Origin of the sequence: Micromonospora lupini str. Lupac 08 (assembly GCF_000297395.2) — a bacterium.
Classification (GTDB): Bacteria; Actinomycetota; Actinomycetes; order Mycobacteriales; family Micromonosporaceae; genus Micromonospora; species Micromonospora lupini.
In genome coordinates this window covers 1326515-1339359 of sequence record NZ_HF570108.1, presented here as the reverse complement: position 1 = coordinate 1339359, position 12845 = coordinate 1326515, and the positions used below count along the sequence as shown (strand labels likewise).

Genomic DNA, 12845 nt, shown 5'->3' with positions numbered 1-12845 from the left:
CCGCCCGTGTTCCCGCGCACTGTCGGGCACCGGTCGCAACCTGCTTCGTCGACCGCGCGGCTCACCCCGCTCGATCATCAGGTACGCGTCGACGACCGCGGGCGTTCCGTCGTTCCCGCCTCGGCGGCGACATGCTCTTGGTGTACTGACATCGAGCCCCGGCGAGGCGTCGTCAAGGGGTGCGGTGATCGCCCGTGTCGCGGGGCAGCCACCGCAGCGCGGCGTCGAGAGTGTCCTCCGGGGTGCTGTTGAAGGCGATCGCCGCGTCGGGCGCGTACCGCCGGACGAGGTTGACCATCCTCTCGAAGAGCGGCAGCAGCGGCTCGTGCTTGCGGATGCCGCCACCGACCACCACGCAGGCGTAGTCCCTGCGGGTCAACGCCTCGACGACTGCGGCTTCGGCGTCGTCGTCGGGCACGACCAAACACAGATCGGCCTCGACGCCGTGCTCCGCGAAACGGGCCTGACCGCGTGCTATCGCCGCCACGACCGGCGCCGGGTCCCAGCCCGGGATCCGCACCGGATCAAGACCGATCACCAGTACGGGGCCCAACGCCATGCGCACTCCCGTCGAACGGTCCACTCTCACTCAGCACCGTCGATGCTGCCACAGGTGGTGGCGTCGACGGTGGCGTTCGTCCCGGCTGGCCGCGACGGCCTCGGCCCCGCGTTGACCGATCACCTGACGGCACGGGTACGAGCACGTCGGCCCGCTACGGCCTGATCCGGCGATATCGGTAGGCGACTCGGCTGCTCTACGGGGACGAAACGTTCGGGAGCAGGTCGTCGTCGCGTCCGGTCTGGGGTAGCCCGGCGGCAGCGGCGATGGCCTCGACGGCCCCGTCCAGGGTCGTGGTCTCGGGGAGGACGAGTTCGTCGGGCCAGCCCAGGAGGTCATGGGCGGCGTACCAGCCGCTCATCTGCTCGCCGGTGAACTCACCGACCTGCGGGCGCGTGAGATGCCGACGCAGGGTCTCGGCCAGGGACACGTCGAGATAGCAGAACAGAGACCGGCCGGGGTGGTGGTCCCGCAGAGAGGTCACCATGCCCCGATAGCGGCTGCTGTGCATGATGCCCTCCAGCACGACGTGATAGCCGTGGTCGAGGGCGAACCGAACGGTCTGCGCGATCAACGCCGGCGCGGCGCCGCCGGGCTTGTCCCGTTCGCGCAGCAGGATGCGGCGCAGGTAGTCCTGCTCGACCAGGGCACAGCCCCGGCCGTGCCGACGTCGTAGCTCACGGGCGATGCTGCTCTTGCCCGAGCCGGAGTTGCCCCGGATGCAGACGAGGATCGTGTCCGGGCTGCCAGTGGGTTCAGCGAGCACGACTTCTCCTCGGATTCACTCGTTACGGATGGCCAGGTCGAGGGTGGCGAGGCCGCACGACCGCAGTGCGATCCGCCCGATGGCTGGTCCATCGCCATCGCCGCACGTGACCTCGCAGGCTTCACCCGTCCAACGGCTACCGAGCCCGCCGAGCGACCACCCGCCACCGCCACATACGAAAAAGGCCCTGACCCGGTGTGAACCACCAGGTCAGGGCCTTGATCTTGGTGCGCCGCCAGGGACTCGAACCCCGAACCCGCGGATTAAGAGTCCGCTGCTCTGCCAGTTGAGCTAGCGGCGCTCGCCGGCAACGGGAAGAGACGTTAACACGTCGCCGATCCTGCTTTCGGACCCGTCCCGCACCCGGGTTCAGTGCGCCGGGTTGGGCGTGTGCGGCAGCTTGCCGAGCTGACGCCAGTTCGTCTCGGCGACGTCGACGCCGTAGTGCTTGGCGGCGGCGAGGATGTTCTGAAAGGCCAGGTCACGGTCCTTGTCGGTGACACCCTGCACCTGGTCGAAGCGGGCGATGGCGTTACGGACGTGGCTCGCGTCGGTCATCGGCTCCTTGCGCTCGTCGGGGAACGCGAAAACGCTCTCCGGCAACTCGCGCTTGTCCTTCTCCGACAGGCCGCCGTGCTTCTCGTGCGGCTTCCAGGTTGTCTTCATCACCCACCATTACCCACTTGTTGTCCGGTGGCACATGCGGCATCGACGGGGTGTGGGCGACGACGGGAACGGCCCGGGGCCGGGCCGAGATCGGCCCGGCCCCGGTGTGCTCGGTCGGTCAGCTACGCAGGCTCCACCGCTGGTTCGCGCCACCGTTGCACGCCCAGAGGATGATCTTCGTGCCGTTGGCGTTGGCAGCGCCGTTGGCATCGAGGCAGAGCCCGGACTGGCCGTTCGTGATGGTGCCGTTGGAGTTGATGTTCCACTGCTGGTTGAGCCCGCCGTGGCAGTCCCAGATGATGACCTGGGTGCCGTTGGCCGTACCCGACCCGGAGGCGTCCAGGCACTTGTTGCCGTACACCGTCAGTTGCTTGGTGGCGGTGGAGGTCCACCGCTGGTTCGTGCCGCTGCCGCAGTCCCAGAGCTGCACCTGGGTGCCGTTGGTGGTGGAGGAGTTGGGGACCTCCACGCAGCGGCCGGACTGGCCGCCCACGAGCTGCCCGCCCTGCGGGGTGCCGCCGCCGCTCTGCTGCCGGACGATCGAGGTCGACTCGGCCGACCGGTTGCCCTGTGCGTCGACGACGAAGAGCCGGTACTCGCCCTGAGTCGCCGGCACGGCGATGGACGTGGCGGTGCCTGCCGCCCTGGTCATCGTCGCCCCGGCGGTGAAGGTGGTCGTGCCGGACGGCGCCAGCCAGACCGACTTGGTGGCGTCGCCGGTGCTGCGGATCGGGATCGTCGCCGTGGCGCTGGTGACGAACGTGCTGGCCGGCAGCACGTAGTTCGGCGCGGAGAACCTGCTCGCCGGGATGATGTCCCGGTAGGCGTCCTCCAGGCCGGAGTTCGCCGCGATGTTGTAGGCCGCCGCCGGCCAGACGTAGTCGGAGGAGACGAGGATGTCGGCGACAGTGCTGTTCGGCAGGTTCTTGTTCGAGACCTTGTTGATCGGGCCGTAGATCTGCGTGATGCTCAGATCGTGCTTCCGGCCGAAGTCGTCGGAGTTGATCATCCAGGTGACGTTCTTGTCGATGCTCAGAACGTTGTCCCGGAAGGTGATGAACGCCGACCCCTCGTCCGGGTGGAGCCCGTACTTGTGGCCCGAGGGCACGCCCTGGAGATAATTGTTGGTGATCGTGGTCCCGGGCTGACTGCCCAGCGTGTAGATGGGCGCCGTGTCGCTGAGGCGCTGGACCGTGTCGATGATGTGGTTGTAGCTGATGGTGTTGTTACGCGCCGTCGTGGTCGGCCGGTTGGGCACGATCGAGCCCGATGACCCGTCGAAGTTCCACCAGCCCCAGCCCATCGTGATGCCGGACCAGGAGGACTTCTCGATCCGGTTGTGCTGGATGGTGAGGGTGTCGACGAAGTACGCCGAGATGGGGCTGTGCCCGTTGAACAGGACCGCGCTGTCGTAGATGTAGTTGTTCTTGATGTCGATGTTCTTCGGCAGCCCCTCGACCTGCGGGGAGTACTTCTCCCGGTTGGTCGACGTGCCGTCTCCGATGTAGACGTGCTGGGGATGGCCGACGTTGATGGCGGACCCGGCGATGTCGTTGGTGTAGTTCCCGATCAACTGCGTGCTCTGCACGTCGTTGACCATGCTGATCCCGTCGGCGCCGGTGTGCTGGATCCGGTTGCGTTGCAGGAGGATCCCGTCGGCGTTCTGCACCTGGACGATGCCGGGAGTGACGTCCACGTTGCGGTAGTAGTAGACGTGGAAGTTGCCCTTCGCGTACACCTGGGCGCCGAGGTTGCCCTGCTGCGCCTGCTTGAAGGACGAGCCGGCGACGTTGAACAGGTTCCAGTCGGAGTGCTCCACCGTCAGGCCGGAGAACGTGATGTTGCGCGCGTGGCTGCTCGTCGAGGTGCCGGCGACCCGCAGCACCGTGGTGACGTTGTTCGGCGCGAAGACCGACGCGGTCGACATGTCCTCGGAGCTGGCCTTGTAGTAGTAGACCGTACGGGCGCTCTTGTCGAAGTAGAACTCGCCGGGCGCGTCCAGGAACTCGTACGCGTTCATGAGCTTGTGGGTGCCGCCGACCTGGGCGTTGCCGTTGAACGAGCCCTGGGCGATGGCCGCGCCCGGCTGCTGGAAGAGGGCGACCCGGTTCGCGCCGTCGGAACTCGTGGTCACCTGACGGACCCCCACGATGGCCGTGGTCCAGGTCGTCCCCGTCTCGATCTCCAGGTCGTCCTGGTTGCGGGCGATGGCGGGGAAGTCGTTCAGGCTGTATTTGGCGCCGTCGCACTGCGACCCCGACTCCCACGCCCAGGCGGCCTGACCGGCCGTGATGGTGTAGGTGCCGTAGCACCCTCCCGAGCTGATCGTCTTCGACGCCATCTGCGCCCGCTTGTCGTTGACGTAGAGCGTCCGCAGCTTGGTGCTGCGGTCCAGCGGCGCCTTCCAGATGTTGCCGCTGTGCTGGCTCCAGCCGGTCACCGGGACGCCACCGTCGAGGACCGGCGTCTCGCTGGGGTAGGCGGCGTAGACGACCCGGAAGCCGTTGGTGCCGGAGTCACTCGACCCGAACTCGACTGTGCTGCTCACCGGGTAGGTGCCACCACGCAGAAACACGTTGATGTCGCCGGTCATGTTCGTGTTGACCGTACGGACGACGTCCCGCGCGCGTTGCAGACTCTTGAACGGAGCTTCGAGCGTCCCGGGATTGGCGTCGTTCCCGTCCGGGGCGACGTAGTAGGTGGCCTGGGCGGCGGCCATGGCCGGCAGTTGCTGCGTCAGCACGGCCGGCAGCGTGGCGGCGACGAGCATCGCCGCCGCGAGCAGTGCCGTTCGGGTGATGGATGCGGCTGATCTCACGTGCTGTTCCTCTCCTGGTCGTCGATGCGGTGCCTGATGCGTGTATCGAGCGACGAGCAGGAAACAGCGACGCCACTTAGGACCGGCGGGGGCACCTGCCGCCCGGCCGCACTCTTTGCCAATCGCTACGCGCTCTCTCCCGGAGCGTAAGTCACACGTGTGACGACTGCAATACGAGATCGTAACCCGTCTATGCGTAAATGCCATCTAAACGGGGCGGAACGGCCGTCTGGACTACGGCCCCGCATCGGATCATCCGATGAATTCATCCCCACGCTTTCGGCGGGGCAGCACGGTCGAGACCGGCTCGGGCCGGGGCCGAACGGCACCCCGACCCGAGCCGAGCCGTCACCTGAGGGAGAAGTCCGCCAACCGCAGCGCGGAGTCGAACACCAGGTACACGTCGTGGGTGCCGGCGGCTCGGGCCACCTCGGCGCTGACGCTCACGTACCGGTAGTCGTCGCCGGTGCTGGGGACGGTGGCCGTGCCCAGCAGCCGGCCGGTGGGCGAGCCCAGCCGGACCTGGATCGTGCCGGTGCCCACCGTCGCCCTGGCGACCCTCGCCGTGAACGTGTGGGTGCCGGGGCGCAGGGCGGAACCGGCGAAGGAGATCCACTGGCCGGCGGCGGTGGCGCCGACGGCCGTATCCCGCACCTTCGTCTCGTCGACGAGCCGGACGCCCGCGTACCCGTCGAAGTTCTCGGCCCGGGTGATCCGCGAGAGGTCCCGGGCCGGGATCGTCTCGCCGCGCACCGCGACCGCCGTCCGGGCCCGGATGTCCTCCGCGTTCGCGCCGACCAGCAGGTCGTACGTGGACGACTCGACCACCCACCGGCTGCGGGTGACGTCCCAGTTCGCCAGGTCGGCGACGGGCAGGCGGAGCGTCACCGCCCGGGTCTGCCCGGGTGCGAGCTGCACCCGCTGGAACGCCTTCAGCGCCCGGATCGGGGTCTTCACCCGCGAGGTGCGCTGGTGGGTGTAGAGCTGGACGACCTCGGACCCGGCCCGGCTGCCGGTGTTTGTCACGTCGACGCTTACCGTGACGGTGCCGTCGGCCGCGACCGCGCGGGCGTCCGCGCGGGGCTGGCCATACCGGAACCGGGTGTACGACAGCCCGTGGCCGAACGGATAGAGCGGCTTCGCGGTGCTGTAGAGGTAGGTCTGCCCGGACGAGATGATGTCGTACTCCAGCAGGTCCGGCGGTAGTTGCCGGTCCGAGCGGTACCAGGTCTGGGTGAGCTTGCCCGACGGGTTGCGGTCGCCGAACAGGACGTCGGAGACGGCGTGCCCGGTCTCGGCGCCGGCGTGGGTGGTCCAGACGATGGCCGGGACGTGCTCCTGCTCCCACCCGATGGTGACCGGGTAGCTGGTCTGCAGCACCAGCACGGTGTGCGGGTTGGCCTTGGTCACGGCCTTGACCAGCGCTTCCTGGCCGGCACTCAACGCCGTCGAGGTCCGGTCGTGCGCCTCGCGCCCGTTGATGAACGGGTTGCTGCCGACGACCAGGACGGCGGTGTCGGCCGCCTTGGCCGCCGCGACGGCCCGGTCGACTCCGCTGCTGATCACCTCACGCGCGAAGTGCGTCGCGTCCGCCGCGGTGGACGCGCCGAGCGTGAGGGCACCGCCGTCGCCGACCGTGACGTATTTGTTGACGCCGAACCAGCTCTCCGTCGTCTCGTAGCCGGTGTAGCGCAGCGCGACAGTGCCGTCGGCCTGCGGCTCCAGCGTGAACTGCTGCTGGACGTACCAGCCGTTCGGCTGCTCGTCGCGGGTGATGAAGGGCCCCCAGTTGTAGCCGAGGTAACGGCCGTTGGCGGCGTTGCGCAGCGTCACCACACCCTGGCCCCAGTCCACCGCGTCGAACTGGGCGGCGAGCGAGGCGGTGGCGCCGGTCGCGGCGACCGGGTCGGCGTCGGTGGTGCCGCTTGCCGTGACGTACCGGCCGGTCGCCGGGTCCTTCAGGGCGATCCGGTCCGCCCCGTCGAGCCCGCTGACGCTCGCGGAGCCGCCCAACCGCTCGCGGATGCCGTCGAGGGCGGTCACCTCGTACGGCAGGTCACCGCCGTACCAGTCGGTGTAGAGGGTGTCGGCCAGCGGGCCGAGCACTGCCACCTTGCGGGTCCGGGCCGGGTTGAGCGGAAGGGCCTGCCGGGAGTTCTTCAGCAGCACCATCGCCTCGCCGGCGGCCTGGCGGGCCAGCCGCTGGTGTTCGGCACTGTTGATGACGTCCGGGGTGATGCCGCCGTGGCGGCCGCCGCCCGGGTCGAACTCACCGAGGCGGAACCGGACGTTCAGGGTCTCGGAGATCCGGGCGTCGATGTCGCCCTCGGTGAGCAGACCGGTGGCCAGCGCCTGCTTGATGGCGGTGACTGTCGGCTGCGCGTTGGTGTCGTCGGTGATGAAGCTGTTGACGCCGGCCTTGACGATCGCGGCGTTCGCCTCGGGCTGGGTGGCGTAGTAGCCCTGGGAGGCCACGAGGTTGTTCGGCGCCCAGGCGTCCGTGACGTTCATCAACGGCTGGTCGGTCCAGCCGCGCACTACAGTGGCCAGGTCCGGATCCACAGTGGCGGGACGGCCGTTGACCAGGTTGTACGAGGCCATCACCCCGGTCGCCGCGTCGGCGGCGATGGCCGGCTTGAAGGCGGCGCGGTCGTACTCGTTCAAGACCCTCGGCGGTACGTTCGACGAGGTGACGTCGCGCCGGACCTCGTTGTTGTAGGCCAGGTAGTGCTTGAGGGTCGGAGCGCTCTTCAGGTGGTCCGGGTCTCCGCCGGTCATGCCCGAGCCGTACGCGGTGGAGATCTTCGCGGTGAGCAGCGGGTCCTCGGAGTAGCCCTCCTCGTTGCGGCCCCAGCGCGGGTCGCGCAGCAGATTGACCACCGGCGCCCAGAGGTTGAGACCCCAGACCCGGGGGTTCTGCGCGTGGTAGCCGCGCGCCTCGTCGCCCACGGCGGAGCCGACCCGCTGGATCAGGTCGGTGTCCCAGGTGCTCGCCATGCCCACCGGCTGGGGGAACGACGTGCCGCGCGCCTTCACGACCGCGCCGCCGTTGTCGATGTCGGTGGACCAGGCGACGCCGTGCAGCGCCTCGGTGCCGGTCTTGAACAGGCCGATGCCCAGCCGGGGAACGGCGGGCTGGTACTGGTGCAGCCACGAGATCTTCTCGTCCAGGGTCAGCCGGCCGAGCAGGTCGTCGACCCGGACCTGCACGGGCAGATGTGGATCTCGGAACGGGTAGGTGGGTTCGGCGTGCGCCGTGCCGGGGACGGCCGGTAGGGCGAGCAGGGCGAGCGCGAGCGCGGTGATTCCGCGCCGGAGGCGCCTGTTCCGCATGCGGTTCTCCTCATGTCGTACGACAGACGCCCAACGGGCGCCGAGACCGGCGTGGCCAGGCTCGACACCCGGCTGACGGGCCTGAACGACGAATCGTCGAAGCGCTTCGACGATTCGGCCGCGTTGACCACGGCCATGAATGTGGTGATCCGCGCAACTATAGATGTGCGCCAATGGGCTGGCAATACCGCCGCACCCCTACCGCCCACCGGCCCTCAGCCGGCCGACCATCACGCCCTCGATGTCGCGCAGCGGAACGAAGCCCCACCGCCGCGAGTCGACGCTGTCCGGGTGGTCACCGAGCAGCACGGCCATGCCGGCCGGCACACGTCGCGTCCGATCGCCGACGGCCGACGCGACCGCCTCCGGGACGACGTCGCCGGGCAGCGCCACGAGGCGCTTGACGAGCCAGGCGGACGCCGGGGAGCCACCGGCGACGACCCGACGCCCACCCTCCTGATGGTGCGCGACGACGATGGCGCCGGCCCGGAACCGACGCGTGCGGCGCACCAGGAGGCGGTCACCGTGCACCAGGCTGGGCACCATGCTGTCGCCCGCGACATCGACGATCACGAAGCGCCGACGCGCCACAACGACGCCAACGACGAGGGGCACCACAAGCGCGGCAAAACCGCCCAGGACGACGAGCAGGAATTGTGATCGGTCGGTCATACGTCTCCTCCCGGTTATTACTCTCATCTTTACAACGCCGAATCAAGCCGTTGACAACATCGTCACACGCCGATACCCTCGGCATTCCCAGCGGAGGTTCTTGGGGCCTGAGTGAGTCGCGCCCCTCGACACACGGGTGCCACGGGGAACGGGGGACGTAGTGGGTGTCGCTGTTATCGCGGCAATATTGACGCTGGCCGGCGTTCTTGCAATATCCGTCATCGGCAAGATGCGCAACCGTTTGAGTTTCGAGGCGTTCGCCGAGGCTGTCACGGAACTGCGGGCCACCTCCGCGCGCTGGTCCCGCCCGGTGGCGGCGGCCTCGATCGCGGCCGAGGCCGGCGTGCTCGCCCTCGTCCTCTGGCCCGGCAGCGCCGTCGTCGGCCTAGCCGCAGCTGTGCTGCTCTTCGGCGTGTTCACCATCGTGCTCGCGCAGGCTGTCCGACGGGGCGCCCCGGTGGGGTGTCACTGTTTCGGCCCATCGGACACGCCCGTCGCGTGGCGGCACGTCGTTCGCAGCGCCCTCCTCGCCGGCATGGCCGCGGGCGCCCTTGTCGCCGGGCTCACCCTGCCCGCGGTATCGCTCACCATTCTGGAACCACCGCAATTTCTGGTGGCCTTCACCATAGCGGCGTTCATCGTCACGACGCTGGTCAGACTTGATGACCTGGCCTGGCTCCTCCGCGGAGTCCCACACACGCGCTGAAACTCTCGGAACCGAATGCGCAGCCAACGCGCGTTGCATTTTGGCGCACCGATTGAAGGAGCCAATCGTGTTATTTCTGTCCACTGCTGTCGCCATACTCGCGGCGCTCGTCCTCGCCGATCTCGCGCTGAGCGCCGCGGTCATCAGGAGGTTGCGTGAGACGGAGACGAAACTCATCGAGATGACGTCGCCGCCCGCCTCGGGGCTGCCGCTCGGCGCCACCATGCCGGAGTTCGTGTCGCCGGACGGCCAGGTCGCCAGCGCCGACCTCGCGGGCAGCCCGACCCTGATCGGGTTCTTCTCCGCCGGATGCCGACACTGCCCCGCGCAGGCGGAGAAGTTGGCCGACCGCGCCGAGGAGATCACCAGCAACGGCGTTCGGGTGATCAGCTTCCTCACGGTGGCCGAGGGCCTGACCGACGAACTCGGCCCGACACTGCGAAAGGCCGGCCTCCTCGTCATGGATGACAGCCCGAGCGCGGTGATGGCCGCCTTCCAGGTGCAGGGCACCCCGTCATTCGTGCTGTTCGGCGCGGACGGCCGGGTGGCGGCGCGCAGTCATGACCTGAGCGAGGTATTGGGCAGCCGATGAGGCGGTCGTCAACGCTGATGCGTCGCGCGTTCGGGATCTACTTCGGCGCGGCGCCCTGGGCGGCGGCGGTGAGCATCGTGATCATGGTGGTGGGCGGCCTGACCGCGGTGGCCACCGCATGGTTCACCCGAGCGATCATCGACGGCCTCTCCGCCGGCGAGAAGTCCGCCATCTGGCTCGGTGTCGTCGGTTTCGGCGCGCTCGCCATCGTGTCGCCAGTCATCCTGCACGTCTCGCAGTACGCGCAGCGGGACGCCGAACGCCGGGTGACGATACGGACACAGCAGGAACTGTTCACCGCGGTGTCGGCGCATCCCCGCCTGACGGAGCTGGAGGACAGCAGGTTTCATGACCAGCTCCGGCTCGCCCACGAGGCGAGCCGCTTCGCGCCGACCCAGCTCAACAGCATGATCCTGGGGATCGGGCAGGAGCTGATCACCATCGTGGCCTTCGGTGTGACGCTGGTGCGCTGGTCTCCCCTGGTGAGCGCACTGGTCGTGCTCGCGGTACTGCCCACACTCGTGGCCCAGATCCGCCTGGCGCGCATGCGGGGGGCGATGCTGGAGCGCACCGTGCCGATGTTTCGTCGACAGACCTTCTACGCGGCGCTTCTCCTGGACATGCGCGCCGCCAAGGAGATCCGACTGTTCGGGCTGGGCCAGTTCTTCCAGGGCCGCCTGCTGCGCGAGTTGCGAGCGGCCCAGGCACAGGAGCGTCACCAGGACCGCCTGGCTCTGTGGGTCGACAGCACTCTCGCGGCTCTGACCGGCGTCGTGTCGCTTGTCGCGCTGGCCGTGTTCGTCGCACGGGTCGCCGACGGGCACGGCAGCGTGGGCGACCTCGTGGTCGTGATCGCGGCACTGGCCGCGTTGCAGACGTCCGCGTCGAGCCTGGTCCGGCAGATAGCGATGCTCGGCGAGACGTTGATCGTGTTCGGCCACTACGTCGACATCACCGCGGTGATCGGCGAGTCCCGGCGTGCCGTTGCGCTGCCCTCCGCGCCGCCCCTCAAGCAGGGTCTGGAGTTCGACGACGTCTGGTTCCGCTACGCCCCCGACCACGACTGGGTCCTGCGGGGCCTCACGGTGCGGATCCCCCGCGGCTCCTCTCTCGCCCTGGTCGGCGACAACGGCGCCGGCAAGTCGACGGTGGTCAAACTGCTCTGCGGCTTCCACGTTCCCGACCGAGGCGTCATCCGCTGGGACGGCATCGACATCACCACCATCGATCCGGCGTCGCTCCGCGCCCGGCTCGGGGCGACGTTCCAGGACTTCATGACCTACGAATTCTCGGCCCACGACAACATCGCGGTCGGCGACATCAGCGCCCTCGACGACCGCGCGCGGGTCCGAAGGGCAGCCGCCACGGCCGACCTGGACTCCACACTGAACGCGCTGCCCAACGGGTACGACACCATGCTGACGCGGGCCTTCAGCGACGGGGACGCGCCCGGGGTGGGTGTCGTGCTGTCGGGAGGTCAGTGGCAGCGACTGGCTCTCGCCCGGGCCGCGCTCCGGGAGGGCGCCGACATGTTGATCCTCGACGAGCCGTCGTCAGGTCTCGACGTGGCGACCGAACACGAGATCAACCGACGGCTGATGGCGCTGCGTCGCACCCACACGAGCCTGCTCATCTCGCACCGCCTCAACACCGTCCGTGAGGCGGACAGCATCGCCGTCCTGTCCGACGGTCGCATCCTCGAACAGGGCAGTCACGACGAGCTGATGACCTCGGGAGGACGCTATGCCGAGTTGTTCCATCTCCAGGCGTCCGGCTACGACGGCGCGATCAGCAGTCGGACCTCGATGTGAACGCTAACACGCTGCTCCGAGTGTCCCTGTTGGGCCCGATCGAGGCAGCCGTCGGAGGCCAGCCGATGGCCATCGGCGGCCAGGGAAGGCGAGCGCTGTTGGCGGCACTCGCCTTCAATCCGGGCACGGTGGTCGGCGTCAATCGTCTCGTCGAGGTCATCTGGGACGATCACCCGCCGGTGACGGCCACGACGAAGCTCCAGGGCCACGTGAGCGCGCTGCGGCGGAGCCTCGTACGCCTCGGCGGCCCGGACGCCGTGAACGTGCTGCAGACCCGTCCACCGGGGTACCTGCTGTGCGCCCGCCTCACCTCGACGGACCTCGCCCGCTTCGACGAACTGACGCACCGTGCCGCCGGCGCCCGGCTCCCCGACGGGGCCGCGGCCCGGGTCGCGGCCCTGTCCGCGGCACTGCGGCTCTGGCGCGGGGACACCTGCGTCGATGCCCGGTCGGCCGGGGTCGCGGTCCTCGCGGCGTCGCTGGACGAGCGTCGGTGGCGGGCGATGGAGGATCTGGCCGAGGCGCAACTCGTCCTCGGCGACCACAACTCCGTCATCGACGCGATGGAGCCGCTCGTGCGGCAGTGGCCGTATCGGGAACGGGCCTGGGAGCATCTCATCGAGGCGCACATGAGGCGCGGGGACATCGCATCCGCTCTGGCCACGCACGAGCGGCTGTGCCAGATCCTGGCCGGGGACCTCGGCGTCAAGCCCGGTCAACGAATCAACCGATTGGTCAATATCATCCGGGCGGCCGGCCAGCGTTAGTCGCGCCGTTCACCTCTCCTGAACAGCGACCTCTCCGGATGGCGTCGAGCGCCGCCACCACCTGTCACGGTCGACCGTGGCCAGCGAAAACGCGGCACCACCAAGGGCTGCGATGCCATTAGCGCATCGTTAGCGGATCGTAAGTGGTCGATGAC

Annotated in this window: 10 protein-coding genes and 1 tRNA gene; 4 read left to right on the top strand and 7 right to left on the bottom strand. The window is 68.8% G+C overall.

What is annotated here, in order from left to right; translation table 11 throughout:
• Window positions 1–172: 172 nt before the first annotated feature.
• The 7 genes from MILUP08_RS07405 to MILUP08_RS07375 all read right to left on the bottom strand — a co-directional run bounded on the left by MILUP08_RS07405 (window position 173) and on the right by MILUP08_RS07375 (window position 8814).
• Entirely contained in the window at window positions 173–559 is a 387-nt protein-coding gene (locus MILUP08_RS07405; protein ID WP_007456216.1) for a hypothetical protein, read from the bottom strand.
• Window positions 560–755: 196 nt separating this feature from the next.
• A complete protein-coding gene (locus tag MILUP08_RS07400; RefSeq protein WP_007456215.1) occupies window positions 756–1325 on the bottom strand; it encodes a kinase in 570 nt (189 codons plus the stop codon).
• A 225-nt stretch (window positions 1326–1550) separates the two neighbouring features.
• A tRNA-Lys gene (locus MILUP08_RS07395) sits at window positions 1551–1626 on the bottom strand.
• Window positions 1627–1694: 68 nt separating this feature from the next.
• Window positions 1695–1991: a DUF6582 domain-containing protein gene (locus MILUP08_RS07390; RefSeq protein ID WP_007456213.1), complete on the bottom strand. Its 297-nt coding sequence runs from the start codon at window positions 1989–1991 to the stop codon at window positions 1695–1697.
• A gap of 118 nt (window positions 1992–2109) precedes the next feature.
• Window positions 2110–4761, bottom strand: coding sequence for an RICIN domain-containing protein (locus MILUP08_RS07385; RefSeq protein ID WP_420329267.1), 2652 nt, complete (start codon window positions 4759–4761; stop codon window positions 2110–2112).
• Between the two features lie 396 nt (window positions 4762–5157).
• Window positions 5158–8142 carry a glycoside hydrolase family 3 protein gene (locus MILUP08_RS07380; protein ID WP_007456208.1) on the bottom strand — a complete coding sequence of 995 codons (2985 nt, stop codon included), beginning with the start codon at window positions 8140–8142 and terminating at the stop codon, window positions 5158–5160.
• 198 nt (window positions 8143–8340) lie between these two features.
• A complete protein-coding gene (locus tag MILUP08_RS07375) occupies window positions 8341–8814 on the bottom strand; it encodes a S26 family signal peptidase (protein WP_007456206.1) in 474 nt (157 codons plus the stop codon).
• A 160-nt stretch (window positions 8815–8974) separates the two neighbouring features.
• Here MILUP08_RS07375 and MILUP08_RS07370 point away from each other — a divergent pair, with 160 nt between their 5' ends.
• Genes MILUP08_RS07370 through MILUP08_RS07355 form a run of 4 tightly spaced genes read left to right on the top strand, consistent with a single transcriptional unit; the run spans window position 8975 to window position 12690 of the window.
• A complete protein-coding gene (locus MILUP08_RS07370) occupies window positions 8975–9520 on the top strand; it encodes a MauE/DoxX family redox-associated membrane protein (RefSeq protein WP_007456204.1) in 546 nt (181 codons plus the stop codon).
• Between the two features lie 52 nt (window positions 9521–9572).
• Window positions 9573–10112, top strand: a complete 540-nt coding sequence (locus MILUP08_RS33665) for a peroxiredoxin family protein (protein WP_167626034.1) — start codon at window positions 9573–9575, stop codon at window positions 10110–10112.
• Window positions 10109–11923: an ABC transporter ATP-binding protein gene (locus MILUP08_RS07360; RefSeq protein WP_007456199.1), complete on the top strand. Its 1815-nt coding sequence runs from the start codon at window positions 10109–10111 to the stop codon at window positions 11921–11923. The genes MILUP08_RS33665 and MILUP08_RS07360 overlap by 4 nt, the downstream gene beginning before the upstream one ends.
• Before the next feature lie 20 nt (window positions 11924–11943).
• Window positions 11944–12690 (top strand): AfsR/SARP family transcriptional regulator, encoded by a 747-nt coding sequence (locus MILUP08_RS07355; protein WP_007456197.1) that lies wholly within the window; start codon window positions 11944–11946, stop codon window positions 12688–12690.
• Window positions 12691–12845: the final 155 nt, after the last annotated feature.

Excerpts from the sequence above, each read along its gene's own strand:
- MILUP08_RS07360 (WP_007456199.1), top strand. The coding sequence starts at position 10,109 with ATGAGGCGGTCGTCAACGCTGATGCGTCGCGCGTTCGGGATCTACTTC.
- MILUP08_RS07405 (WP_007456216.1), bottom strand. The coding sequence starts at position 559 with ATGGCGTTGGGCCCCGTACTGGTGATCGGTCTTGATCCGGTGCGGATC.
- MILUP08_RS07380 (WP_007456208.1), bottom strand. The coding sequence starts at position 8,142 with ATGCGGAACAGGCGCCTCCGGCGCGGAATCACCGCGCTCGCGCTCGCC.
- MILUP08_RS07385 (WP_420329267.1), bottom strand. The coding sequence starts at position 4,761 with ATGCTCGTCGCCGCCACGCTGCCGGCCGTGCTGACGCAGCAACTGCCG.
- MILUP08_RS07390 (WP_007456213.1), bottom strand. The coding sequence starts at position 1,991 with ATGAAGACAACCTGGAAGCCGCACGAGAAGCACGGCGGCCTGTCGGAG.
- MILUP08_RS07375 (WP_007456206.1), bottom strand. The coding sequence starts at position 8,814 with ATGACCGACCGATCACAATTCCTGCTCGTCGTCCTGGGCGGTTTTGCC.